At 69.0% G+C, this 25,738-nt stretch carries 20 protein-coding genes and 2 pseudogenes; 9 read left to right on the top strand and 13 right to left on the bottom strand.

What is annotated here, in order from left to right:
- Window positions 1-296: DUF222 domain-containing protein (locus tag A5787_RS02900; RefSeq protein WP_156763726.1), on the bottom strand; the 296-nt coding region annotated here is incomplete at its 3' end.
- Window positions 297-421: 125 nt separating this feature from the next.
- Window positions 422-1,615, bottom strand: coding sequence for a hypothetical protein (locus A5787_RS02895; RefSeq protein WP_231993784.1), 1,194 nt, complete (start codon window positions 1,613-1,615; stop codon window positions 422-424).
- Between the two features lie 230 nt (window positions 1,616-1,845).
- Between A5787_RS02895 and A5787_RS02890 the strand changes: the two genes are divergently transcribed.
- Window positions 1,846-3,288 (top strand): amidase, encoded by a 1,443-nt coding sequence (locus tag A5787_RS02890; RefSeq protein WP_066961288.1) that lies wholly within the window; start codon window positions 1,846-1,848, stop codon window positions 3,286-3,288.
- Between the two features lie 15 nt (window positions 3,289-3,303).
- Here A5787_RS02890 and A5787_RS28740 read toward each other — a convergent pair whose 3' ends face one another.
- The 3 genes and pseudogenes from A5787_RS28740 to A5787_RS02880 form a co-directional block, all read right to left on the bottom strand.
- Complete coding sequence (locus A5787_RS28740; RefSeq protein ID WP_369829075.1) at window positions 3,304-4,215, bottom strand: N-acetylmuramic acid 6-phosphate etherase; 912 nt, start codon at window positions 4,213-4,215, stop codon at window positions 3,304-3,306.
- Window positions 4,216-4,296: 81 nt separating this feature from the next.
- Window positions 4,297-4,926 (bottom strand): annotated as a pseudogene (locus tag A5787_RS28735) (BadF/BadG/BcrA/BcrD ATPase family protein); the annotation flags it as partial.
- Window positions 4,927-5,061: 135 nt separating this feature from the next.
- Window positions 5,062-6,291, bottom strand: coding sequence for a cytochrome P450 (locus A5787_RS02880; protein ID WP_066961286.1), 1,230 nt, complete (start codon window positions 6,289-6,291; stop codon window positions 5,062-5,064).
- Window positions 6,292-6,559: 268 nt separating this feature from the next.
- Here A5787_RS02880 and A5787_RS02875 point away from each other — a divergent pair, with 268 nt between their 5' ends.
- Complete coding sequence (locus A5787_RS02875; RefSeq protein ID WP_082977035.1) at window positions 6,560-7,864, top strand: cytochrome P450; 1,305 nt, start codon at window positions 6,560-6,562, stop codon at window positions 7,862-7,864.
- Here A5787_RS02875 and A5787_RS02870 read toward each other — a convergent pair.
- Window positions 7,861-9,051, bottom strand: a complete 1,191-nt coding sequence (locus A5787_RS02870; protein WP_066961281.1) for an MFS transporter — start codon at window positions 9,049-9,051, stop codon at window positions 7,861-7,863. The genes A5787_RS02875 and A5787_RS02870 overlap by 4 nt on opposite strands.
- 23 nt (window positions 9,052-9,074) lie before the next feature.
- Window positions 9,075-9,971, bottom strand: a complete 897-nt coding sequence (locus tag A5787_RS02865; protein ID WP_066961279.1) for an NYN domain-containing protein — start codon at window positions 9,969-9,971, stop codon at window positions 9,075-9,077.
- 110 nt (window positions 9,972-10,081) lie between these two features.
- Here A5787_RS02865 and A5787_RS02860 point away from each other — a divergent pair, with 110 nt between their 5' ends.
- A complete protein-coding gene (locus A5787_RS02860) occupies window positions 10,082-10,954 on the top strand; it encodes an alpha/beta fold hydrolase (RefSeq protein WP_066961277.1) in 873 nt (290 codons plus the stop codon).
- Window positions 10,955-11,187: 233 nt separating this feature from the next.
- Window positions 11,188-11,646 carry a DUF5994 family protein gene (locus A5787_RS02855; protein WP_066961276.1) on the top strand — a complete coding sequence of 153 codons (459 nt, stop codon included), beginning with the start codon at window positions 11,188-11,190 and terminating at the stop codon, window positions 11,644-11,646.
- Between the two features lie 20 nt (window positions 11,647-11,666).
- On the opposite strand, the pseudogene A5787_RS02850 reads toward A5787_RS02855, so the two are convergent.
- Window positions 11,667-11,881, bottom strand: a pseudogene (locus A5787_RS02850) (hypothetical protein); the annotation flags it as partial.
- A gap of 96 nt (window positions 11,882-11,977) precedes the next feature.
- Window positions 11,978-13,237, bottom strand: coding sequence for a cytochrome P450 (locus A5787_RS02845; RefSeq protein WP_066961272.1), 1,260 nt, complete (start codon window positions 13,235-13,237; stop codon window positions 11,978-11,980).
- 495 nt (window positions 13,238-13,732) lie between these two features.
- Between A5787_RS02845 and A5787_RS02840 the strand changes: the two genes are divergently transcribed.
- Window positions 13,733-14,161, top strand: coding sequence for a hypothetical protein (locus A5787_RS02840; protein WP_066961269.1), 429 nt, complete (start codon window positions 13,733-13,735; stop codon window positions 14,159-14,161).
- A gap of 19 nt (window positions 14,162-14,180) precedes the next feature.
- The gene (locus tag A5787_RS02835) at window positions 14,181-14,750 is read left to right on the top strand and encodes a hypothetical protein (RefSeq protein ID WP_066961266.1); all 570 of its coding nucleotides are present in this window, start codon (window positions 14,181-14,183) and stop codon (window positions 14,748-14,750) included.
- A 3-nt stretch (window positions 14,751-14,753) separates the two neighbouring features.
- On the opposite strand, the gene A5787_RS02830 is transcribed toward A5787_RS02835, so the two are convergent.
- The gene (locus A5787_RS02830; RefSeq protein ID WP_066961263.1) at window positions 14,754-16,892 is read right to left on the bottom strand and encodes an FUSC family protein; all 2,139 of its coding nucleotides are present in this window, start codon (window positions 16,890-16,892) and stop codon (window positions 14,754-14,756) included.
- Between the two features lie 145 nt (window positions 16,893-17,037).
- On the opposite strand from A5787_RS02830, the gene galT reads away from it, so the two are divergent.
- Both galT and A5787_RS02820 read left to right on the top strand, forming a co-directional pair.
- On the top strand, window positions 17,038-18,117 hold the full coding sequence (galT, locus tag A5787_RS02825; protein WP_066961260.1) for a galactose-1-phosphate uridylyltransferase: 1,080 nt from the start codon (window positions 17,038-17,040) through the stop codon (window positions 18,115-18,117).
- The gene (locus A5787_RS02820) at window positions 18,117-19,208 is read left to right on the top strand and encodes a galactokinase (protein ID WP_066961257.1); all 1,092 of its coding nucleotides are present in this window, start codon (window positions 18,117-18,119) and stop codon (window positions 19,206-19,208) included. The genes galT and A5787_RS02820 overlap by 1 nt, the downstream gene beginning before the upstream one ends.
- 49 nt (window positions 19,209-19,257) lie before the next feature.
- Here A5787_RS02820 and A5787_RS02815 read toward each other — a convergent pair whose 3' ends face one another.
- Entirely contained in the window at window positions 19,258-19,743 is a 486-nt protein-coding gene (locus tag A5787_RS02815) for a hypothetical protein (protein ID WP_066961254.1), read from the bottom strand.
- Window positions 19,744-19,819: 76 nt separating this feature from the next.
- Window positions 19,820-20,494 (bottom strand): LpqN/LpqT family lipoprotein, encoded by a 675-nt coding sequence (locus A5787_RS02810; protein WP_066961250.1) that lies wholly within the window; start codon window positions 20,492-20,494, stop codon window positions 19,820-19,822.
- Between the two features lie 154 nt (window positions 20,495-20,648).
- Here A5787_RS02810 and A5787_RS02805 point away from each other — a divergent pair, with 154 nt between their 5' ends.
- Window positions 20,649-23,291, top strand: a complete 2,643-nt coding sequence (locus A5787_RS02805; RefSeq protein WP_066961246.1) for a GH92 family glycosyl hydrolase — start codon at window positions 20,649-20,651, stop codon at window positions 23,289-23,291.
- 6 nt (window positions 23,292-23,297) lie between these two features.
- Here the strand turns inward: A5787_RS02805 and A5787_RS02800 are convergent, their stop codons facing one another.
- On the bottom strand, window positions 23,298-25,685 hold the full coding sequence (locus A5787_RS02800; protein ID WP_066961244.1) for a lysylphosphatidylglycerol synthase transmembrane domain-containing protein: 2,388 nt from the start codon (window positions 25,683-25,685) through the stop codon (window positions 23,298-23,300).
- Window positions 25,686-25,738 lie beyond the last annotated feature (53 nt).

Raw genomic sequence — 25,738 nt, 5'->3', positions numbered from 1 at the left:
AGCCGCCCCTCCCGCAATCCCCGCGCGCAGCGCGGGAACTCCTCCACCCGGCGCGCCACCGTCGAGATCGTATGCGCAGTGGCCGAGGACAAGCCCAGCTTCCAGCCAACCAACCCCGCCAGTGACCGCACCCCCGTCATCCCCCACAACTCATCGCGATCCAACTCCGCGGCGATGTCCACCAAGCGCCCATCAATCGCGTTGCGCTGCCCGGCCAACTCCGCCAACTCCTCAAAGAGCACCGCAAGACGCTCTTTAGGGCTCACCTCCGCGGCGGGCGATGCGGTCAACGACATACCCTCATCATCACAGCCGGGTCCGACAAAAATCGGCTGCCCAATCCCGAGGAGATCAGCTCGGCGGAGGCCGATTTTCTACACCGCCACTTGATACGGGTTTCCCGACGAACGGGTGCCGAAGTTCAGAACCAGGGTCCGGGAAAGTGACCGTCCTGGTCCTGCACCATCACGATGTCCTTGCAGTCCCCGTTCAGGGCCGCGGCATTCTCGCCGCGGCAGACCAGCGTCCAGCCCGAGATCCGCGCGAACGGTCGGACGGACCACGTCGCCGAGATCGGATCGGTGCCGGGCAACGCGAGGACGGCGAACGTATTGCCGACATTGGTGATGTAGAGGTGGTTTTCGAAGAACGCCAACTTGGCGATCGACATCTTCTTCGCGTCGTCGCGCGTCTTCAGCAGGTCCCAGTGCTGGGTCCGCAGGTTCCACACACCGAACCCGAACTGCGAATTGTCGGACTTGCGGCCGTCGACGAACAACTGTCCGTCGGACAGGGTGGCGGCCAGCCCGCCACCCGAAATCCGGTCGGTATCACCGACTTTGATGACGGATTTGGTGTTCAGGTCATAGAACATCGTCGAGACCACCGGAGGGTTGGACGAATCCTGGTGTGTGATCTTCACCAATTTGTCCGGGCCGTCGGACAATTCGCCGTCGACGGTCGAGATGTCGTTGTCCTGGAAGATCGCTTCGCCGTTCGGCCGGCGCAGTTCGGCCCCCGACGCCTTGGCGGGGTCGGTGTTGCGTTGAAACGCAAGCACGTCCTGCCACACGCGGCCCGGCTGCGGGTCGTTCCACATCATCGACAGGTCGGCAGCGGAAAGGATGACGGTGCGCGGCGGCGACGCGGCGCCGTGCCCGTCGGTGAAGGCGTTCACCCACGCGACGCCGGACGCCGTCGCGGCCAGGCCCCATTCGGTCGGCGCGGTCAGCTTCAGGTCGGGGGCCGGCGGCTGCAGATCTTTGGTCACCAGCGGTTGGCTGGTCTTCAGATCGAAGGCGTAGGCCGTGGTCTTGGTGGCGGTGGTCAGCACATAAACCACCCTCATGTCGTCGGCCGTCCCCGCGAGCGCGCAGATGCCGCCGGTGACGTTCTCGCCGGCGGGCAGCGTGGGGGCACCGGGCGCCATGTATTGCCCGGTCTTCGTATCGAAAACCTTGGGCCGGATGTCGTCGAGCACCGTCTTGCTCTGCGAGAACTTCTCGGGACAACCGAAGAAGGCCGTTCCGCCGTAGCTTTTCCAGTCCTTCTCCAAGGGACCGGTCACCGAGGGCGGCGAGGGAGCCGACGAAGCGGTCGTCTTGGCGGTGGACATCGTGGTTGTCGGCGTGGCGACGGGCGGACCCACCGTTTCCGAACAGGAGGCGACGACGACGCCGACGGCCGCCGCGATCAGGGCCAACCTGAGAGTGGACACAGTCCGCCCCGTGCACCCACCCATCAACAAAACCCCCGTTAAGTTCGTGTAACCCACGAGCGTAGGGCGGGCCGGAGCCGACCGCGACTTGTGTGCCGCGGTCTCGGTCACACGTGGTACACAAAGCCATGAGCAGCCTTGCCGAACAGACGCGCTGGATGGACGCCACGGACCAGGCGGAGCTGGTGGCCGCGGGCGAGGTCACGCCGGCCGAGTTGCTCGAGGCGGCGATCGAGCGGATCGAGCGGTCCAACCCGGCGCTGAACGCGGTCGTCATCGAGTGGTTCGACCATGCGCGGTCCGTGGCGGCCGGCCCCGATCTGCCCGACGGCCCGTTTCGCGGCGTCCCGTTCCTGCTCAAGGACCTGTATACGAGTTTCGCCGGTCAGACCCTGTCCAACGGCAACGTCGCGTTGAAAGAAGCGGCCATCCTCGACACCGCCGACACGACGCTGGTCGCCCGATTCAAGGCGGCGGGCCTGGTGATCGCGGGGCGGACCAACAGCCCCGAGCTGGGCACCCTGCCCACCACCCAACCGGTGGCCTGGGGAGCGACCCGCAACCCGTGGGCGCTCGATCGCACGCCGGGCGGATCCAGCGGCGGCGCCGCCGCCGCGGTCGCCGCCGGCATGGTCCCGTTCGCCAACGCCTCGGACGGCGGCGGCAGCATCAGGATCCCGGCGTCGTGCTGCGGGCTGGTGGGGCTCAAGCCGAGCCAGGGCAGGATCACGGTCGGCCCGGCCCGCACCGAGTCCGGGCTGGGGGTCGAACTGGGCGTCAGCCGCACGGTGCGCGACACGGCGCGACTGCTCGACGCCGTAAACGGTCCCGGCGTCGGCGACTCCGTCATCGCGCCGGCGCCGCGGCGGCCCTACACCGAGGAGGTCGGCGCCGACCCGGGCCGCTTGCGCATCGGGCTGCTGGACGTGCATCCGCGCGGCGACTTCCTGCACGACGACTGCGCCGCGGCGGCGCGCGCCGCGGCCTCGATGCTGGAGGGGCTCGGCCACGCCGTCGAGCCGGCCTGGCCGGCGTGCCTCGCCGACACGTCGCTGACCCCCAAGTTCATGGCGATGTGGGCGACGCAGACGGCGATGGCGGCGCGCGGGTTCGGCGAGACGCTCGGACGTGAGGTGACGGCGGACGACCTCGAGCCGGTGAACTGTGCGCTCGTCCAGTACGCGAAGCGGCTGACCGCCGTCGACTACGCGGCGGCCCAGGCGGCGGGATGGGCCTTCCGCAGGCAGCTGCAGGGGTGGTGGGCCGACGGCTGGGACCTGCTGCTCACGCCGACCCTGGCCGAACCGCCGCTGCCGCTCGCGGAATTCGAGAACGACCCCGGCGATCCGAACGCGCCGATGCGCCGCGCCGGGCAGTTCGCCGTGTTCACCCCGCCGTTCAACATGAGCGGGCAGCCGGCGATCAGCCTGCCCCTGCACCGCGGCGCCGAGGGCCTGCCGATCGGCGTCCAGCTCGTCGCCGCCTACGGGCGCGAGGACGTGCTCATTCGAGTTGCGGCGCAACTGGAATCGGCCCATCCGTGGTCGTCCGCGCGCCCGACGCTCCCCTAGTGTCTGCTCGCGCGGTCAGCCCGAGATACCGAAACCGTCCAGCGCGTCCCGCACGCGTCCGCGCGCCCGGTCGAGCCGCACGGCGGCCTCGGCCGCGTCGACGCCCGCGAGCAGCGCAACGATGGCGGTCTTGGCGTGACCGCCCGCCGCGGCGAGCGCGGCGGCCGCGGCCTGCTCATCGACGCCGGCCGCGTCGCGGACGATCCGCACCGCACGGCGGCGCAGCTTCGCATTCGTCGCCAGCACGTCGACCATGCGCGGTCCGTAGGCCCGGCCGAGCGCGATCATCACGCTCGTTGAGAGCGCGTTGAGCACCACCTTCTGGGCGGTTCCCGCCGTCAGCCGGGTGGATCCGGCCAGCACCTCGGGCCCGGTCAGCAGCTCGATCACCACGTCGGCGGACGCCTCGCCGCCCGGGTTGTTGACGATCGCGACGGTCAGCGCGCCCACCGCGCGGGCGTGCTGGAGCGCGCCGAGCACGTACGGTGTGCGTCCCGACGCCGTGATCCCGACGAGCGCGTCCGCGGCGCTCAGATCGGCCAGATCGGCTGGGTCGAAGCGATCCTCGGCGCCCTCGATCGCCTCGGTCAGCGCCGCCGGCCCGCCGGCGATCACGCCGCGCACCAGGTCGGTGCCGAACGTCGGCGCACACTCGGCCGCGTCGAGCACGCCGAGGCGCCCGGGCGTGCCGGCGCCGGCGTAGATCAGGCGGCCGCCCCGCTCGAGGCGCGCGGCGATCGCCTCGGCCGCCGCCACGATCCGCGGCACCGCCACGAGGACCGCGCGGTGCGCCTCGCCCTCGACGGCGACCAGCAGCGCGACGACCTCGCCGATAGGCCGCGCGTCAAGGTCGTCCAGGTCCGGCCGGGCGGCCTCGGTGGCCAGCGCGTCGAGGCCGCGCGGGACGGCGCCGGCCCGGACGCGGATCACGTGCGGCTCGTGGATCGCCCCCAGCCGCAGCGCGCCGTCGAGCGCGTCGCCGGCGGCCGGGACGAGGTCGAGCCGCTCGCGCAGCGCCTCGACGCCCGCCAGCCCGCCGACCATCGCCACCGGGCCGTCCCCGGCCGCGCGAGCGGTCGCGGCGAGCGCCGCGGCGGCGGCGTCCACGATCGCGCGGGCCGCGGCATCCCCGGTCGCGGCGAGCACGTCGGGCGCGAAGGACGCGAGCGCGGCGGCAGAGGCGAGTTGAGCGGGCCAGGTCTTTGGCGCGCCGAAGCGGGCGCGGGCGGCGTCGAGCAGCGTGGTGGACGGGGCGCGGCCGTCGCGGGCGCGCAACGCCGCACGCAGCCCCGCGGCGCCGATCCAGGCACCGCCGCCCTCGTCGCCCAGCCACGGTCCCCAGCCGTCGGCGGTCCGCAGCGCGCCGTCCGCGCCGATCGCGAGCGCGACGACGCCGGTGCCCGCGATCAACACGATCCCCGGCTGCCCGTTCAGCGCCCCCGCGTGCGCGACGACGGCGTCGCTGGTCACCGCGACGCCCTCGGCGCGCAGCGCGGCGAGCAGCGCGACGCCCAGCTCGCGCGCCGCGTCCGGCGCCGCCAGCGCCCCGGCGGCGCCCACGATCACCTCGTCGACCGGGCCCATCTCGCGCGCCAAATCGTTAGCCACGGCCAGGATCGCCGCCTCCGCGGCACGCACGCCCCCGGGCGTCGCCAGCCCGGGCGCGCCCGCCCCCGCGGCCCGCCGGCCGCCCGCTGCGGCCCGGCAGCACGTCTTACCGAGATCGATGGCGAGGAGCACCGCACCATCCTTAATCACCGACCGCCGCGGCGGCTACGTGTCGAACTCGATGGGCAGGCTCGTCGGGCCGCTCAGGCTCACCATCGGCTTCCACGGAACCGGTCCGGCGGTGCGCGGGTTCAACAGCCGGCTCGCGATGACGTTCAGCGCTTCGGCGATCTCGCGCCGGGCCAGGTTGGCGCCCAGGCAGTAGTGCACGCCGCCGCCGAACGTCAGGATCGGGGGCGCCGCGTCGCGCGTGATGTCCACGCGGTCCGGGTCGTCGTAGACCGACGGATCACGGTTGGCCGCAGCGGTATTCACCAGGACCGTCGTGCCGGCGGGGAAAAGGAAGCCGTCGAGTTCGGCGTCCTCGGCCAGCAGGCGAAGGGTCCCGCACGCGATCGGCGAGTGGCGCATGGTCTCCTCGACGGCGCGCATCGCCAGCTCGGGCTGCTCCTTGAGCAATCCCCATTGCTCCGGGTGCTCGCACAGGACATGCACCGACGCGGCCACCTGGTTGCGGGTGGTGTCCGTCCCGGCCAGCAGCAGGCCGCCCGCCATCATGCGCAGTTCGTCGGCGCTGAGCCGATCGCCGTCGTCCTCCGCGCGAATCAGGTCGGACAGCAGGTCGTCGGTGAGGCTGTGCCGGCGCCGGGCGATCATGTCGTCCACGTAATTGTCGAGTTCGCCCCACGCGTGCATCACGACCGGCTCGACGTCGCGGAGGTCGACGGTGAAGCTGAAGGCCTTGAAGACGTCGTCCGCCCACGCGGAAAACCGTTGCCAATCTTCGCGTGGCGCGCCGAGCAACGCGCAGATGATCGGGACCGGGTAGGGGCGGGCCAGGTCGGTGACGACGTCGCAGCGGCCCGCGTCGGCGACCTGATCGACCAGTTCGTTCATCACGGCGGCCATGGTGTCGTGCAGACGCAGGGTTGCCCGGGGCGTGAAGGCCTTCGAGGCCAGGCCGCGCACCCGCTGGTGGGCGTCGCCCTCCATGCACAACAGGCTGTTGACCACCTTGTCCCACAGCGGGCCCGAACTGATGCCCTGGCTGAGCATGTTCAGTCCGGGCGGGATCTGGAACCGGGGGTCGCGCAGCACGGAACGCACCAGGCGGTAGGACAGCGCTTCGGGGCCGAACGGCCCCATCGCGACGGGAGCCCGGCGTTGCGCGGCTTGCAGCCGGGGATAGACCTCGGCGGGGGTTTCCTCGGCGGCGTAGTCCAGCGTCGGCAGATCGGCGTCGAAAACGCTTGTGGGAGCGGCACCGACGGTCATGACGGTCTCCTCGCGACAACTTTCACACACCGTATGGCCAGGGTGGCTGGCTGTCAACGCGATATCGGGACCGTCGCGGGGTATCGCCATACATGGGGGACGAGATGTATGGCCACCCGAGCGCCGGAGTTCGCTTTGGCGACCAAATCGACCCGGCGCCAGGACGACTCAGCCTCAATCGGCCCGGTCGTAGGATTGGGGCATCAAACGTTTGCAGGCCAGTGCCACGCGCACCGCGCTTCCGCCCGGGCCCCGGCTTCCCGGGTGGATGCAGGCGGCGTTGAGTCTGCGCCAGGGGCCGCGTTTCGTGGCCGCCTGTGCACGCCGCTATGGCAGTGTTTTCACGCTCCGGATCGCGTCGATCGGCACCTTGGTGTATTTGGCTGATCCCGCCGATATCAAGGCCGTCTTCGCCGGTGACCCGCGAGTTTTTCATGCGGGCGAGGCGAATTCGCTGTTGAGCGGGTTGCTTGGTGACACCTCGATATTGGTGATCGATGAGGACGCGCATGCCGAACGGCGTCGTCTGATGTTGGCGCCCTTCCATCGAGAGGCGGTCGCGCGCCAAGCCGGGCTGATGGCCGAGATCGCGGCGGAGAACATCGCCGGGTGGCCGGAGGGCAGACGTTTCGCGGCGGCACCCAAGATGTCCGAGATCACGCTCGAGGTGATTCTGCGGACGGTCATCGGCGCCACGGACCCAGTCCGGCTCGCCGCGTTGCGTGAGGTCATGCCGCGCTTGCTCAACATCAGTCCGTGGGCGACGGCCGCGCTGGTGAACCCGAAGCTGCTCCGCCACTGGCCGTGGCGGGGACTGCGCCGACGAATCGCGGCAGCCGACCGCCTGCTCTACGCGGAGATCGCCGACCGTCACGCCGACCCCAACCTGGCCGCGAGCACCGCCGTGCTTGCCATGCTGATGCGCGACGGTGAGATGACCGACCGCGAACTGCGTGATCAGCTCATGACGCTGTTAGTGGCCGGGCACGACACCACCGCGACGGGGCTGTCGTGGGCGCTTGAACGGCTGACCCGCCACCCGGACGTGCTGGCCAAGGCGGTGCGGGCGGCCGACGCGAGTGCGGCGGGCGACCCGGCCGGCGACGAATATCTCGACGCGTTGGCGAAGGAGACGATGCGGGTCCGGCCGCCGGTGTTCGACGTGGGCCGCGTGCTCACCGAGCCCGTCGAGTTGGCCGGCTACCGGCTGCCGGCCGGGGTCTTGGTGGCGCCCGGGATGGTGCTCGTGCACGGGAGCGACGCCGTGTATCCGGATGCCGACCGATTCGACCCGGATCGGATGACGGGCGCCACGCTGGGCCCGGCGACGTGGTTTCCGTTCGGCGGCGGCAACCGACGCTGCCTCGGGGCCGGGTTCGCCATGGTCGAGATGCGCGTGGTGTTGCGCGAGATCCTGCGCCGGGTCGAGCTGAGCACCACCACCGCGGCCGGCGAACGGCAGAAGCTCAAGCACGTCATCCTGGTGCCGCGCCGCGGCGCGCGCATCACGGTGAAGGCGATGAGGGACGTCGCAACTGCGACCACGAGCCACCGGGCGGCCGCGGGCGGTTAGCCGGGTCGAATACCCCGGAGCAGCTGCCCGCCGATCAGCACGACCGCGAACACGCCGCCGGTGATGCCCGAAATGAGCAGGGGCAGTTGGCCGTTCGACCCCCACAGCAAGCCCGCCCACAACCCCGCCACCAGTACGGCCAGGCCGGTGCCGCCCTGGAACACGCCCTGCGCGCTGGCCTGATGCTCCCGGTCGACGAGGCCCGAAATCCACGCCTTGCCGACGCCGTCGGTGCACCCGGTGAACAATCCGTACGCGCCGATCAGCAGCCACGCCGTCACGGTGTCGGTGGTCAGCCCGAGCCCGGTGTAGCCGATCGCGAAGAACGCCAGACCGAGCCCGAACAGCGCCGGTCGGCCGACGCGGTCGGCGAGTGACCCGGCCGGGTAGCTGGCCAGGGCGTACACCGCGTTGTAGCCGACGTACGCCAGAATCACCTGAACCACCGAGAAGCCGATCTCGTTGAGCCGCAACAGCAACAGCGCGTCGGGGAAATTCACCACGCTGAAGGCCACCAGGAGGGCGGTCACCCGCCAGTACGGTCGCGGCAACGCGCGCACGCCGACCCACATGGACTGCCGCTGCGGCCGCGGGCCGCGACGGCCGCGCTCCCGTGCGAGGAAGACAAGGGCCACGCTGAGGACGGCGGGCACGATCGCGACATAGAGCAACGGCCGGATCCGGTGGTCGAGCAGCTCGTAGCCCACCAGCCCGAGCAGCGGACCGACGACGGCGCCCAAGGTGTCCATCGTGCGGTGGAATCCGAACACCCGGCCGCGCACCGCCTCGTCCACATCGTCGACGAGCAGCGCGTCCCGGGGGGCGCCGCGGACGCCCTTGCCGAGCCGATCGACGACGCGGCCGGCGAGCACGCCCGGCCACGAGGCGGCCACCGCGATGATCACCTTGCCGAGCGCCGCCAGCCCGTAACCGGTGGCGATCAACGGGCGCCGGGCGAACCTGTCGCCCAGCGGGCCCGAGGCGAGCTTCGTCAGCGAGGCCGCGCCCTCGGCGACGCCCTCGACGGCTCCCACCACCGACGGGGGCGCACCCAGCACGGCCGTGAGGTAGATCGGCAACAGTGGATACAGCAGTTCGCTGGCGGTGTCCTGCAGGAACGAGACCGCCGACAGCACCCGAACGTTGCGGGTGAGCCAGCGCCCCGGCCGAACGACTTCCTGCGTCACGGTCGTCAGCGTAGGGGAGGCGCTCAGTCCTCGACGCGCAGCCGCACCATCCTGGTCGTCGAGCTTTCGTCCAACTCGACGACGTCGGACCGCGACCGCAGGAAATCGCTGAATGACTTGAAACCCAAAGACTTCTCGCTGAACGACGGGTCCATCCGCTTCATCTGCGCCTTCACCGCCGAGTTGTGCAGCCAGTCGACATCGTCCTTCTCGAGGCCGATCTGCAGCGCGCGCGTCAGCAGCGCGGTCGCGGCGACCTGCGGGTCGGGCGGCTCGTCCGGCTCTTCACGCTTTTCCGACTTGGCGCGTGCGGGCTGTTTCTTCGGCTTGGCGGCGTCGGCGTCGGCGGGCGCCGGTTCGGGCTCGAGCACCGGAACCCCCGGCAACGCGTCGTAGATGACGAAGTCGTCGCAGGCGGCCGCCAGCGCCCGGCTCGACGAGCCGGCCACCCCGATGCCCACCACGTAGCGGCCGAGCCGCTTGCAGCGCTGCGCCAGCGGGATGTAGTCCGAGTCGCCCGCGACGACCACCACGTGGGTCAAATCGGGCAGCCGGAACATGTCCTCGACCGCGTCGACGGCCAGCCGGATGTCGGCGCCGTTCTTGCCGTAGGCCGCCGCCGGGAACAGTTGCACCAGATCGACCGCGCGGGCCACCAGCTGTCCGCGATAGCCGGCGTTGACGTCCGCCGACCAGTCCGCGTAGGCGCGGGTAAGCACCAGCGTCCCGAACGACGACGCGAAGTCGATGATCGCGCCGACGTCGACCGTCGCCCGGGCCCGCCGATCGGGGTATTTCTCGAGTCCACTGGCCTTGTCCCGCTGGAACGAGTTGCGCCCATGCACCTGGTCGTACCGCGAGATCACGATGTTGTCGAAGTCGAGGTAGACGGCCACGCGGGCCGCAACCGGTTCGGTCATGAGCTAAATCATCGCTGAGGCGCCGGCCACTGCCCGCCCCGGATGCGTTTCTCGTCACGATTTCACGCGGCGCGGCCCTAAATCCGGGGCAGAGCGGGTACACAGGGCCGATGAGCAAGTTGAAGTTTCTCGAGCTGCACGGCGATCGGGTCGCCTACCGCGACGAAGGTGACGGCGAGGTGCTGCTGCTCATCCACGGCATGGCCGGCAGCTCTGAGACCTGGCGGTCGGTGATACCGCCGCTGTCGAAGAAGTTCCGGGTCATCGCCCCGGACCTGCTCGGTCACGGCGAATCGGCGAAACCTCGCACGGACTATTCGCTGGGTGCCTTCGCGGTCTGGCTTCGCGATCTGCTCGACGAACTCGGCGTCAGCCAGGCGACGCTGGTCGGTCAATCGCTCGGTGGCGGGGTCGCGATGCAGTTCGTGTATCAGCACCCCGACTACGCCAAGCGACTGATCCTGATCAGCAGCGGCGGCCTGGGTCCCGACGTCGGGTGGGTGCTGCGGTTGCTCTCGGCGCCCGGGGCGGAGCTGGTGCTGCCGATCATCGCGCCGAAGCCGGTGCTGTCCGTCGGCAACCAGCTGAGGTCCTGGTTGCGGAGCGCCGGGATTCAATCGCCGCGCGGCGCCGAATTGTGGAGTGCCTACTCGTCGCTGTCGGATCGCGAGACGCGCCAGTCCTTCCTGCGGACGCTGCGATCAGTGGTTGATTACCGGGGGCAGGCGGTCAGCGCGCTCAGCAGGCTAAGGGTCCGCGAGCACCTGCCGGTGATGGCGATCTGGGGGGAGCGCGACGGCATCATCCCCGTCGACCACGCGTACGCCGCGCACGAGGCCCGTAGTGACGCGCGGCTCGAAATCCTGCCCGATGTCGGCCACTTCGCGCAGGTGGAGGCGCCGAGCCAGGTGGTGGAGTTGATCGAGGACTTCATCGCGACCTGCGACCGCCACAACGTGGACAGCGGCCAGCCGAGCTTCTGAGCGCGCCGGCCGCGCACTCCGCCGCTGCGCACCTCGGGATTGAAAACCATTACGCGGTAATGCATTAGGGCGCGGTGGGCTTACGCTGTGAGCCGCTGAGCATGGTGCCGGGCGACCCACGCGCGTAGTATGCGAGTGGCATCGGCGGTATGTCGTACGCGACCATCTCGAGATTGCGTCATCGTCGGTTCGAGTGATTTTGGCCGGTTCGCGGTCAGGGACGGGAGCGTCAAATGACGCTACAACGAGGCAGAGCCACCGCCGCTTGGAAACAAGAGCTTCCTGAGAACACACCGCGCCTGCGCCTGAAGCCCAAGGCGCCCAACACAAGCGGATATGTCGATGGGGCATGGTGGCCGCACGGTGATGATCTTCGAGCGGAGCTGCCTGATCTGCTGGCGGTGCTGTCGGTACGACTCGGTCCGATCGATCAGGTGATCTACAACATCGCCGAATGGGGTAAGGCCCCGAAGAAACTGACGACGGGCCGGCACGTGGTGCGACTGGCTGGCTACCACCGACAACCGGTCAACACGATTGAACTACTGGGTGCGGGCGGCAAAAAGATCGTGTTGCTCGTCATTCCCCCCGCGACCGATTCAAACCGGGCACACGACGCAATGATGGCCGCGGCGAAGCGAGGCGACGCCACAACTACCGACGGATTACTCCCGTCGGGCGCGCACACGTAGGGTCGGAGCCGGCGCGATAGCTATATGCCGTAGTCGGGAAGGTCGAAGTCGTCGATTACGGTGCGGGCGAAAAACCTCGCCAGCGGAGCGAAGTTCATGGTGCGCATCGCCGCGATGCGGAACCACAGGCCGAAGCGGGTCTTCGTTGCGAAAAACGGAATGTTTTCCTCCGCACCGGACTGCAGGCCTTGACGAAGGGACGCAGGCGCGCCTCGTAGGCATCGAAGGCACGGCGGCGTCCGAAAGGGCGCCTCGGGAATCTCGCCCACACCCGCGCGCTGACCCGAGTTGTCTCCTCGTCGGTCGGCTCGACATGCCACGTGAGCTGGGGCTAGTGGGGGACCGGGCACTCGCCCCGATAGTCGACCCGCCAGTGCTTGATGCCGTTGATGAACGACGATCGCAGCCGCTCGGGCTCGCCCGTGGAAGTCAGGTCGGGCAGGTGATCGGCGATCGCGTTGAACATCAGGTCGATCGTCATGCGCGCCAGGTTGGCGCCGATGCAGTAGTGCGCACCGGTGCCGCCAAACGCGAGGTGCGGGTTCGGGCTTCGCAAGACGTCGAAGGCGTACGGGTCGTCGAAGACATCTTCGTCGAAGTTGGCTGACCGGTAGAACAGCGCCACCCGCTGGCCCTTCTCGATCGGCACGCCGCCGAGCTCGGTGTCCACCAGCGCCGTTCGCTGGAACGCCGTGATCGGGGTCGCCCAGCGGATGATCTCGTCGGCCGCGGTCTTGGGTCGTCGCGCCTTGAACAGCTCCCACTGCTCGGGGTGATCCGCGAAGGCCATCATCCCGTGCGTGATCGAATTGCGCGTCGTCTCGTTGCCGGCGATGCCCAGCGTGACCACGAACATGCCGAACTCGGCATCGGAGAGGCGCTGGCCGTCGGCGTCGGCGTGGATCAGCATCGTGACGATGTCCCGATCTTCAGGACCGGGATCCGCGCGCTTGCGGGCCGCCAATTGCATCGCGTACCACATCAACTCGCCGGCGGCCGTCAGGGAATCGTCTTCGGCGAACTCCGGGTCGTCGCCGCCGATCATCTTGTTGGACCAGTCGAACAGCTTCTCGTGGTCCTCCTCGGGCACCCCGAGCAGGCCCGCGATGGCCTGCAGGGGCAGCTCGGAGGCCACCTGGCGGACGAAGTCGCCCGACCCCGCTCCCGCGGCCTCGGCCGCGATGCGCCCCGCGCGCTCGCCGAGGTCAGCGCGCAGCCGCTCGACCGCGCGCGGCGTGAATGCGCGCGAGACGATCTTGCGCAGCCGGCTGTGTTCGGGATCATCCATCATGATCATCGATGCCCGGCCCGCCTCGATCTGGCCGGCCGCCACATCTTCTCGATAGCGCGGCACGATCGACTTTTTGGCCGATGAGAAGACGTCGCTGCGCAACGAAACCTCGCGGATGTCGCGGTGCTTCGTCACCACCCAGTAACCGCCGTCGCCGAATCCGCCCTGATCGGGCGCCTGCTCGTTCCACCAGATCGGCGCCGTCGCGCGCAGCTCGGCCAACTCCTGCACCGGAAGCCGGCGGGCGTAGATGTCGGGGTCGGTGAAGTCGAACCCGGGCGGGAGGTTCGGAGTGCCCATGGGCAGATGGTAGCCGCGCGGGCGCCGATGTCACGGGTATCTGGCGAACACAAGAATTTCGCAAGAATTCGGCGAAGATCCGGCAAGCGGTGTGCGGCAACCTCAGCGCATGTACACCACCCACACGTTGAAGTGGGTTGTCGCGAGTGCCGTGCTTGCGGGCGGGATCGCGGTGGTTGGTGCGGGGCCGGCCGCTGCGACCGCCCGCGCCGACGATGACCACTGCTCGTCACGAACGGGGTGCTACCACGGCCCCGGAATGCGCTGGTGCCCAGGCGATTACGTGTGGCCCGGGTTGAGGGCCACGGGATGGGACTTGAACGTTTGCCACGTCTACCACGAGCAGTGTCCGCCCGGGTATTACGGCGGTTGCCCCGACAACATCGTTGAGGGACCTCCGCCGCCGCCGCCACCTCCCGTCTTCCGTACGCGGGAGGAGTGCGAGCGGGTGCTCGGATTCATCTGCGCGTTCGCGCCCTAATGCGGAGACTCCAAATGCTTTTCGTTCCAACGAGAATCACGGCAATAATTGAGGCCGGCCTATTGGGCGCCGCGATCCTGACAGGGATTCCCGCCCATGGTGACGTGACCGTGCAACCCGCGTTGAGCCACTCCCACCCGCTCCAGCCGCCACCCGCCCCGCCGGCCGATCCCAAGGCGGAGGTGCAGGAGCTGCTGCGGCAGATCACCGAACTGGACGACACTTGGGACAGCCTTACCCCGCCGCAGCGAAACCAGCGAATAGCCGGCCTACAACAGCAGGTCACCGTCGTCGATCGGGAAACGCGGAATCTCCCTCCCGACCAGCAGCCGGAGATAGAAGGGATGCTGGGGATGGCAATCATCAGGCTGCTAGACCTCACCAGGAAAGCGCAGGGCCCCAATCAGCCGTGCTACTTCCCCCTCTGTTTGCCCGGGCTATAACAGGCGCGAGAATCGCAGCATGGTTCTGATCCCGGCATGGGTGTGGCGCGGTGGTCCCGTGTTCCGTGCGGTGTGCCTAGGGGTCCCGGCCGGTGTTCTTATGGCAGCCCTGGCGTTTGCGGAGTCGGGGGTGCTGCTGAGCGCCCCGGTCGTATTCGTGGTTATCAGCCTCTGCAACGGAGTCATGATGGCGCGACGGATGGGTAAGGCGTGGCCTGCGGCGATCGATCTCAGCGCTGACGAGCGTGTCGCGGTAAGTTCCGCGGCCCGCCGGGGCCATCCCCTCGCCGAGGTCCGACTCGCCCCTGCCGCCATCGAGTATGTCGGCGCACTTCGCGACGCCGGTGTTCAAGCTCGCCGCTTCCAATGGATTTTGCGGGTGGGTGGTGTGGCCGTGCTGGTCCTTGCGGTGATCGACAGCGCCTTTGCGACGCCACGGGTCGCCGCGGTGTCGTGGCTGATCGTCGGGCTCTTTGCCATCGAAATCTTTTGGTGGCCGAGGGTGCGGGCCCGGTTACTGGACAATGCCGAGCGCACTCGGGAATCAGCCTGCCGGGCGCTGAGTCAGCGGCAAGTCGACGATGCGTGAGGCTCAGCCCGCCACCGGGCTGGGCACCTTCGGGTTGTCGCGGGCGCCGAGGTTGGTGGCCGCGGTGATGATGGCCCGCTCGATCTGGCGAAGCGCGTGCACCGCGGTGAGAAACCGTCGGGTATCGGGGCGCGGGGCGCCCTCGCCGTCCTGCTGCCGGGCCAGGGTTTCGGCGGAGTCGAGGTCGTCGGTCACCGGCACGATCGTCGGCGCGTGGACACCGCCGATGGCCGCAATCAGCGCCTCGATGTTCCGCTGCGTCTGCGCGGCGGCCGACATGAACGCCTCGGCCAGCTCCGGCGAGGAGCCGGCGGGGTCCTGGTATTGCTCGGCGCTGCGCGCCAAGCTGCGCCCGTAGCGATCGCATGCGGCGAAGATCCGCAAGCCGCGCCGGATGCTTCGCCGGCCGGCGAGCCCGGCCACCCCGGCCAGCAGCGGCTTGGCGCTGATGCGAAACTGCTGCAGCGCCCGGTCGAGCTGGCGGGCCTGTTCGGTCGGGCTCGCCGTCTCCTCCTCGCCGAACATGGTGGCCGTGGAGATCTCGATCAGCGCCGACAGGGCCGTCAGAAAGGCGCGGGTGTCGTTCCGGATGGTGGTCCGAGTGTTGGTGGGCAGCACCAGGATTGCCACGGTCACACCGATGACGGCACCGATCGCGGTCTCTTCGATCCGCAACATCAGCACGCCGAACGAGAATTGGCCCAGCAGGCCGTACAGCAGCGCCAGCATCGTGGTGATCCAGAACGTCATCAAGCTGTAGGTGACGGTCATGAAATAGAAGGCGCAGAACAGGCACACGAAGATCGCGACCAGCGCGGCGCTGGTGTCGCCGGCGAACAGCGTGGCGACCAGCACGCCGCAGGGCACGCCCAGAATGGTGCCCAACAGCCGCTGCCAACCCTTGGTCAGGGTTTCACCCCAGGAGTTGGTGCCCGCGAAGATCACGAACGCCGCGATCACCGCCCAATACCAGCGCGCCGGCGACACCAGCTCACCGGTGACGATGGCCAGCGACGCGGCGACGGTCACCTGGACGGCTTGCCGGGTGGTCGGCCGTAACCCCGCGTCGGCGGACTCGTCGGCAGCGTCGGGCGCGGGAGGCGACACGCTCTCGTCGCCCCGCAGGGCGGCGGCTTTCCCCGCGGCCGCACCTTCGACGATCGCCCGAACCTCCGCGGTCGCCGTCGCGGCGTTGATGATCGCCAGGGCGAGGCGGCGCACGGCGGCCTCGCCGGGATCGTCGTCCCTCGTTGGCGCCTGCCGGTCAAGGATCCGTTGGGCGCGGTCCGCGGCCTGGCTGAGGCCACCGGACTGCGCTGTGCGGATCGCCCGCGCGAGCTGGGTGAGCGCCGCGACCAGTTCGGCGCGGGTGGCCGGCGGCAACTCGGCGGACAGCGCGGCGGCTCGCCGGCCCGCGGTAGCGACCCACTCGATGGCCAGCTCGGCGTCGAACAGCCAGGGGGCCAGCTGTTCGCTGCTGACTCCGGGCCACAGCACGGCGGGGTCGGCCTTGTCTTCGATCTGACCCTGCACCATCAGGGCGGTCTCGTTGAGCCGGATGGTGCGGGCGCGCATGCGGCGGCGACGCCGGTCGTCGAGGCGGCCGGTACCCACCGCCTCGGCGGTGGTGTCGACGACGATGGCCATCCGGGCCCGCAGCGCCCGAACGGTGGCGCGCAGCACGCGTTCCGGCCGGTCGGGCAAGACGTAGGTGCTCATGACGAATGTGCACAGCGTTCCGACCACCACCGCCCCGATCAACCAGGGCAACTCCGAAATCCTCGCTCGCAGATACAAGGTGAAGAAATAGGACATGAACGCGACCATGCCCAGCGCCCTGCCGCGGGCCCCGAAGCGGCGGATGTACACCGCCGTGAAGACGATGGCGACGAAGACGACGTCGCTGGCGATGGTGTACGGAGCGAGCAGGACGGCGGCGGCGATGGACAGTGCGGCGGGCAACGGCAGCAGCGCCATGGTGATGCGCTGTCGGCGGAGGTCGGGCTCGTTGACGGATCGCGCCGCGACCATGGTGATGACGACGCCGAGCAGGGCGACCGTCAGGGGCTGTCCCGCCGCCTTGGTCACCAGATACATGATCAGCAGCGAACAGCCCAGCGCGGCCGTCGTCCGCGTCGCCATCCGGAGCCGCAGCAGGCCGGGATCCGACCCGATCCACCAGGTTCGGGCTTTTTCGTAGAGAACGGTGATCTCCTGACCTCTCGTCTGCGGGACACCCCATGGTTACCCGAACCGCACCGCACCGGCCAAGCTAGTCTTCGACCTCGTGACAGCGCCGACGCGGGCAAAGCTGGCCGACGGCCGTGACCTCCTGTTTTTCGCGTTGCCGGGCCACCGCCCGGCGCCGGTCGAGGACCGCAGGCCGCTGCCGGGGCGTGACCCGGACCAGTCGCAGTTGCGTTTCGACTCCTCGACGGGGCAGTGGGTGATCGTCGCGGCGCTGCGCCAGGACCGCACCTACAAGCCACCGGCCGATCAGTGTCCGCTGTGCCCGGGCCCGACCGGCCTGACCAGTGAGGTGCCGGCCGCGGACTACGACGTCGTCGTGTTCGAGAACCGCTTCCCGAGCCTTGCGGGCGCCGGTCAGCCGGCTTCGGTGCCCGCCAATGCCGGGTTCGTGTCCGCGCCCGGACACGGCCGCTGCGAGGTGGTCTGTTTTTCCAGCGACCACGCCGGGTCGTTCGCGGCGTTGCAACCGGCGCATGCCCGGCTGGTCGTCGAGGCCTGGCGCCACCGCACCGCCGAACTCATGGACACCCCGGGCGTCGAGCAGGTGTTCTGCTTCGAAAACCGCGGCGAGGAGATCGGTGTGACGCTGACCCATCCGCACGGTCAGATCTACGGCTATCCCTTCCTGACGCCGCGCACGGCCACCATGCTGGCTCAGGCCCGCGCACATCGAATGGTCCACGACGGCAACCTGTTTGCCGACCTGCTGGCGCGCGAGGTCGCTGATGGCGTTCGCATCGTCGCGCGCACCGAGCTGTTCACGGCGTTCGTGCCGTTCGCGGCGCGCTGGCCGGTCGAGGTGCACATCTACCCGAACAGGTTCGTGCACAACCTGGTTGAGCTCGACGACGGCGAACTGGATGGGCTGGCGCAAATCTACCTCGACGTGCTGGGGCGGTTCGACCGGATGTATTCGGGCCCGCTGCCCTACATTTCGGCGCTGCACCAGTTCGCCGACACCAAAGCCCAGGACGACGGCTACTTCCACCTCGAGTTGATGTCGATCCGGCGCAGCGCGACCAAACTCAAGTACCTGGCGGCCTCCGAATCGGCGATGGACGCGTTCATCAGCGACGTCACACCCGAAGCCGTGGCGCAGCGGTTGCGGGATCTCTGATGACCGTCCGCTACGCCGCTCCCGGCCGGGTCAACCTGATCGGTGAGCACACCGACTACAACCTCGGGTTCGCGCTGCCGATCGCGCTGCCGCAGCGCACGGTGGTGACCTTCACCCCCGACGGCGGCGACACCATCACCGTGGGCAGCCAGCGCGCGGACGGCGCGGCGCGGTTTCCACTGGCCACCGCTCCGGGTCAGGTGACCGACTGGGCCGCCTACGTGGCCGGCGTGGTGTGGGCGCTGCGCCAGGCGGGTCACCCGGTGCCGGGTGGCGCGATGTCGATCACCAGCGACGTGGAGATGGGGTCCGGGCTGTCGTCCTCGGCGGCGCTGGAGTGCGCGGTGCTGGGCGCGATCGCATCGGCCGCCGGCATCGATATTGACCGCATCGAGCAGGCGCGGCTGGCGCAGCGCGCCGAGAACGAGTATGTCGGCGCCCCAACGGGTTTGCTTGACCAGCTGGCCTCACTTTTCGGGGAGCCGTCGACCGCGCTGCTGATCGACTTCCGCGACATCACCGTCGCGCCGGTGGCCTTCGATCCCGACGCGCACGGCGTGGTGCTGCTGTTGATCGACTCCCGGGCACGCCACCGCCACGTCGGCGGCGAGTATGCGGCCCGGCGCGCGTCATGCGAGCGGGCGGCAGCCGCCCTGGGGGCCTCATCGTTGCGCGACGTCTGGGATCGCGGTCGCGCGGAGCTGGATGCGATCAACAACCCGATCGATGCCCGCCGTGCCCGCCATGTTCTCAACGAGAACGGCAGAGTGTTGGATTTCGTTGCGACAATCGGCGATTCGGACTTCGTTGAAGCCGGCCGGATCATGACCGCCTCACATGTCTCCATGCGTGACGACTTCGATATCACCACCGAACACATCGATCTGATCGCCGACACCGCGATACGGGCGGGAGCTTTCGGCGCCCGGATGACCGGCGGCGGATTCGGCGGCTGTGTCATCGCGCTCGTGCCGAACACCCGGGCGGACGCCGTCGCGCAGACGCTGCGACGCACGCTGCTGAGCGCGGGTCATCCGCGGCCGGTCATCACCCGAACCAGTGCCGCCGCCGGCGCCGGCCCCGCCGGATAAGTCGGTTCGATCAGCGCCTGCTCGCCGCGCACACGCGCGCGGCGAGGGGCTAGGTGCCCGGGGTCAACCGGACCGCCGCCAGGTGCAACCGGTCGACGGCCTCCGCGAACTCCTCGCGAGTCGGTATGCGCGGGTCGCGAAACTTCAATCCGATCATCCGCTGTGCGCGCTGCACCCCATAGGACTCGGCGCAGCGGTGGTAGAGGTCGGAGACGATTTCGCGGTCGCGGATGAGCTCGCCGCGCATGGCCGTCGTCTTGCCGTCGTACACGACCTGCGCGGGCGCGCCGTTGCGGAAATTCTGCTTCCACGGGGCGCCGGTCAGCGCGTAAAGCTCGTGATCGATCAGGTGCGCGCTCAAGGGAATCGTGTACGGCCGCCCCGTTTTTCGGCCCGTGAAGCTCAACACCATCAGCTGCCTGCGTGCCGGCCCGGCCAGCGGGGTGCGCAGCAGGAAACCCAGGACGGGGTTGACGAGACGCAGTAGTGCCGACGGGGGGTGTCCGACGTCTATCGCATGCGACTGTTCTGCCATGCCAACACCGTAAGGCCAACGGGGCGCCGCGGCGCAATGATTTCGCGGCCGCGGCGTCCCGAGAGGCGGCCGGTGATCAGGGGGTGATGGTCGTCTGGTCGTCGATGATGTTGGTGGCGTCCATCAACGTTCCCTGGTCGCTTTCGAGCGAGTCGGCGTTGAGCTGCAGCACGTACACCGCCCCCTGGCTGGGAATCACCACCGTCTTTTGGGCGACGGCGCGCGTCTTGCCGTCCCGCTGGTAGGTGCCGCCCAGCTGCCAGGCCTGGAATCCGGCCAGCGTGGAAGCCTTGCCGTTACCGGTGCCCTGGTAGCCGGGAAGGCCGAGCAGCTCGTTGGGGGCGTACTGGATGATCTTCGCGGGGTCGACGTCACCGGTGAGTTTCGAGTAGAGCGCCGAGACCGTGGGTGGATCGGACGGGTTCGCCGGCTGCGACAGGACTATGCCGCCGTAGGACGTACCGGAGTTCTGGGTGATCTGCCATCCCGCGGGCACCGGCAGATCGACGTTGGGGCCGGGATCGCCGTGATGGATGGGCGTTTCCGTGATGTGGTTGTCGCGGACGTAGTCGGCGATCGTCGGGCCGCCCTGCGCGCTCGGCGTAGCGGAGGTTTTCGAAGTTGTGGTCGAGGTCGACGTGGATGTCGACGTCGATGTCGATGTCGACGGCGATGACTTGTTGCTAGAGCCGCACGCCACGAGCGCCACACTCAGCGCCACGGTAATGGTTGCTGCGGTCAACTGTTTCATCGATCAAATCTCCCGAATTTTGGGCCGGTACCAGCGCCAGCCACGCTGAATGAGACTAGCCGAAGTGGGGGCCAAAAGTTGCTAGTCAAAATTGAGACCTTCCGGCACGCGCGAAACGCACCGCGACGGGGCGGTGATGCAGTAAGAGACAGCTATGCGGTCACGCGCCCCCCGCAGGGCCCTCATCGCGTTGCTCGCTGCGACTGCCGTCTTGCTGGCCTTCATCGCGGCGGCCCCGCCGATCGCCTACGACGGTGAGCCACAGTTGGTCACCAACCCCGTCGACCACGTCGACACCCTCATCGGGACCGGGACGGGTGGCGAGACCGTGGGGGAGATCAACAACTTCCCCGGCGCCACGGTGCCGTTCGGGATGGTGCAGTACTCGCCGGACACCGTCGGCAACTACGCCGGCTACAACTACGACAACCCGCGCTCCACCGGGTTCAGCATGACCCACGCCTCGGTGGGCTGCGCCGCGTTCGGTGACATCTCGATGCTGCCGACCACCACGCCGATCGGCGCGCAGCCGTGGAACGCCTGGGAAGGAATCGCGCACGACGACAGCGAGCAAGGCGCGCCCGGCTATTACACGGTCCGGTTCCCGCGCACCGGCGTGACCGCCGAACTCACCGCCACCACCCGCACCGGCGTCGGCCGGTTCCGCTTCCCGCGCAACGGCCGGCCCGCGCTGCTGCACGTCCGGTCCGGCGCGTCGCTGGCGGGCAATTCGCGCGCCGCCATCCAGATCGGTGAGGACAACACCACGATCACCGGATGGGCGACCAGCGGCGGATTTTGCGACAAGCCGAACACCTACACGGTGTATTTCGCGATGAAATTCAGCCAGCCCTTCACGGCCTACGGCTCCTGGGACGGCTATTCGGTGAACCCCGGCGCCCGCGGCGCGGCGTCGCGCTACAGCGGGGGATACGTGGAGTTCCCGGCCGGCTCGGCGCTCGAGGTGCGCACCGCGATCTCCTACGTCGGCATCGACGGGGCGCGGGCGAACCTGGAGGCCGAGGGCGGAATGAGCTTCGACGCCGTGCGCGCCGCCGCGGTATCCGAGTGGAATGCCACGTTGTCGTGTATCTCGGTGGCGGGCCGCAACGTTGGCAACGTCGATACCTTCTACACGTCGCTGTACCACTCGCTGCTGCACCCCAACACCTTCAACGACGTCGACGGGCGTTACATCGGATTCGATGACGCGATCCACATGGTCGAAAAGGGGCGGACGCAGTACGCGAATTTCTCGGACTGGGACACCTACCGGAGCCTGGCCGCGCTGCAGGGGCTGCTCTTTCCCAAGCGGGCCAGCGACATGGCGCAATCGCTGGTGAACGACGCGGAACAGAGCGGTTCGTTTCCCCGTTGGGCCCTTGCGAATTCGGCGACCGGCGAGATGAGCGGCGACAGCGTGGTCCCGCTCATCGTGAACCTCTACGCGTACGGGGGCAAGGACTTTGACGTCCAGACCGCACTGCGCTACATGATCGACGCGGCGACCAAGGGCGGGGTCGGCCGCGGCGGCTACGTGGAGCGGCCCGGCATCACCACCTACCTGGGGCTGGGCTACGCGCCGCACACCGTCGAGTTCGGCAACGGCGGATGGATCGCCGACGCGTCGATCACGCTGGAGTGGTCGGTCGACGACTTCGCGATCTCCCGATTCGCCGACGCGCTCGGCGACACCGTGACCGCGGCCGAATTCCAAACCCGCGCGCAGTATTGGCAGAACCTGTTCAATCCCAGCACCCGATACGTCTCGCCACGCGGCACGATGGGATTCTTCCGAGAGGGCCCTGGATATTACGATTCCCCCAGGGCTTTCGGCCAGGACGGATACGACGAGGGCAACGCCGAGCAATACGTCTGGTGGGTGCCGCACAACGTCGCCGGACTGGTGACCGCGCTCGGCGGCCGCGCCGCCGTGGCCGACCGGCTCGACCGGTTCACCGCAAAGCTCAACGTCGGCCCCAACGACCCCCACCTCTGGGCCGGCAACGAGCCCGGGTTCGGGGTGCCGTGGCTGTACAACTACGTCGGCCAACCGTGGCAGACCCAGCTCACCGTCGACCGGGTGCGCGGCCTGTTCGCAGCGAAGCCCGACGGCGAGCCCGGCAACGACGACCTCGGGGCGATGTCCAGCTGGTACGTCTGGGCCGCCCTCGGCCTGTACCCCAGCACGCCGGGAACGCCGATCCTGACGGTGGCCGCGCCGCTGTTCGATCGGATCGTGATCGCGCTTCCCGCAGGGAAATTCATCCGCATCTCCGCCCCGGGCGCGTCGGGACCCCACCACCTGAAGTTCATCGGCGGCCTGAGCGTCGACGGGCTGGCCACCGATCGCACTTGGCTGCCGGAGTCGATCATCCGCACCGGCGGCGAGGTCGCGTTCTCCCTCGCCGCCTACCCCAACAAGAGCTGGGGCACCGCCGAGTCTTCCGCGCCGCCGTCGTTCGCCGCGGGAAGTTCGGCGGTGACCGTCAATGCGCCGCAACCCATCCTCCGGCTCCAACCGGGGCGCACCGGCACGGTGAAGGTCGACCTGCAACGGATGGTCGACGGCGCCGGCGGTTACGGCATCACCGGCGCCTCCTCCGATCCCGGGATCACCGTGACACCGGCCTCCGGACAGTTCGGCGCCGACGGATCGGCCTCGGTCGACGTCGCGATGACGGCGGCCCAGTCGGTGCCCGGGGAGTATTACGTCGTGTTCCTTACCACCACGGTCGGCGAAACCGCGAGGAAGTCAATCGTTTTCGTCGTTACGTCAGAGCCCGACGAACCCTGACCGGGGTCAGATCATCTCGTTCTCGGTCAACCACCGCATCACCGGCCAGCCGACGAATACGGGTAGCCAGCAGGTGAGCACGCGATAGAGCAGCACCGACGGCACGCCGGTGGCCGCGGGTATGCCGAACGCCGCCAGGCCACCGATCAGCGCCGCCTCCACGGCGCCGACACCGCCGGGCGTCGGGGCCGCCGACGCCAGCGTCCCACCGACCATCGTCACCACGGTGCACGTGACAAACGTCGCGCCACCGCCGAACGCTTCCACGCTGGTCCACAGCGCGAGTGCGGCCCCGAGAGTCGTTCCGGCGCAACCGAGTACGATCAGTCCCAACCGTTTCGGCTCCCGGGCCACCTCCACGAGGTCGCCGATCACCTCCTTCAGCCTCGGACGCAGATCCGTCGCCAGCCAGCGCCGCAGCCTCGGCACGAGCAAAAACGTGCCGACGCCGCCCAGCGCCACGCCCGCGATCAGGTACAGCACCGTTGCGCTCGGAACATAGTGGGAAAGGTCCATCGACGCGCCCGCCACCAGGCTGAACAAGATCAGCAACAGCAGGTGCATGATCACCTGCACAACTTGCTGCAGCGCGACCGCCGTGGTGGCGCGCACCGCAGACAGCCCGCCGCCCTTTTGCAGGTACCGCGTGCTGAGAGCGAGCCCACCGACCCCGGCCGGCGTGGTCGTTGCCGCAAAGGTGTTGGCCACCTGGGCGATTGACAGCTTCCAGAAGACCACGGATTCGTCGGCGCTCGCCCACAACGCGGCCGCGGCGCCCACATACGTCAGGGCCGATACCGCCAAGCCCAGCAGCGCCCACCACCAGTTCGCCTTGCTCACTTGGGAAACGAACGTCGGCACGGTGCTGATGAACGGGTAGGCGACATAGACCAGCGCGACGAGCAGCACCAGCTGGATGACCTGCCGCCGGGTGAACCGGGTGATCGTTTCGGTCTTGATCTGATCCGCACCGGTCTGCCGCTTCACCTCCGCACGGGCGCCGGAGATCACCGCGCCGGCGTCGGCGACCGACCGCCGGATATATTTGGGCACAGCCGATTTGGTGAGCCGACGCGAAGCGCTCAGGACGGTGTCCTCGCCAAACGCGTCGATCGCGGCGGCCACCGCCGATTTCGCGTCGTACAGCGCCGACGTCGTCACCAGCAGCTGGGCGATGTCGGATTGGAGCTGGGTCTCGGTGGCCCCGTACTCGGCGTTGCCGAACCCGCCGAAGAGCACCGTGCCGCCGTCGACCGTGATCTCCCGGGCGCGCAGGTCACCGTGGGAGATCTGGTGGTCGTTGAGCTCTCGCAGCGACTTCCACGCGCGGTCCACCGGAGTCGTCTTCGCGCATTGGTCGAGCGGAATCCCCCGAACCGGCCTGTGCGCGTACATCATCCAGCCCCGGTCGAGGCTGGCGACGGCGATCGTCGACGTGTTGGCGAGACCCACGTCGCCGACGGCGATGGCCAGCAGCGCGCGGTGCTCGACGGCGCGGCGCATCGACGCCACCAGCGGTGCGGTTTCCCTGGCCCGCAGCCGCAGCTTCCGCCAGACCTGAAGCAGGGCGCCGCCGCTGCGCTGATGCGGGCCATACATCTCGATCAGGGCCGATTCGGAGTCGGCACCGGAGTCCTCGCACGTCGCCGACAGGACCAGCGGGCCGGGCCCGGCGGGCCGCACCACTTGCAGCCGCGAGACCACGCATCCCCGCTTGGCCAGCGCGCGTACCGTGCCTTCCAGCGGCACCTCGAGGGCGGGAGTGCCGACCACCAGGACCACCAGCGCGCCGACGAACCAGCCGACCGCCAGCCCCAGCAAGGAGCGTGCCGGCACGATCGCACTGACGAAGAGGTGGATCGGCACGAAGGCCAGCAGCAGCGTCCACCACCAGTGCCGCCAGCGCGCGGGCAGCCAGGGACCCGACACGGTCAGGACCGCGGCGAGCATCGCGATCCACCGCGGGTCGTCGAGGATCTGTGCCAGCGCGGTCTGCGGCCGGTCGCTCAGGTCGAAATGCCAGCGCGGCGCCGAGATGCCGTTGCCGCCGATAGAGAGCGAGAGGACCGCGATGAGCCCGGCGGCCCCGTAGGCGCCGAGCAGTTTCCATTGCCGCCCCGCGACCAGGCCGATGAGGATGGCGAACGGCAGCGCCAGGATCGCGATGCCGTAGGCCAGGTACACGAGATCCGACTGGGTGGGGGTCAGCACCCCGACGATCTCCGAGATCGAGCGCTCCAGCGCGAGCCACTGCGGCCGGGTGATCAGCGAACCGGCGATCACGATCGCGAAGAAGACCACCGACGCGGCGAGTCGCAGGATGTCGTTGGTCCGCCGGGTCAGCGGTTGCAGCAAGTTGCCCGAAACGCTGATGTCGCGCCCGTCAACCCGCATGTCGAGACCTTAACCGGATACTTCCGGGCCAGGGTGGATCAACTTGATGGACA

The organism is Mycobacterium sp. 852002-50816_SCH5313054-b (assembly GCF_001667185.1).
Classification (GTDB): domain Bacteria; phylum Actinomycetota; class Actinomycetes; order Mycobacteriales; family Mycobacteriaceae; genus Mycobacterium.
Note: the sequence above shows the minus strand (reverse complement) of the source record. Positions and strands in the feature narration are given on the sequence as shown.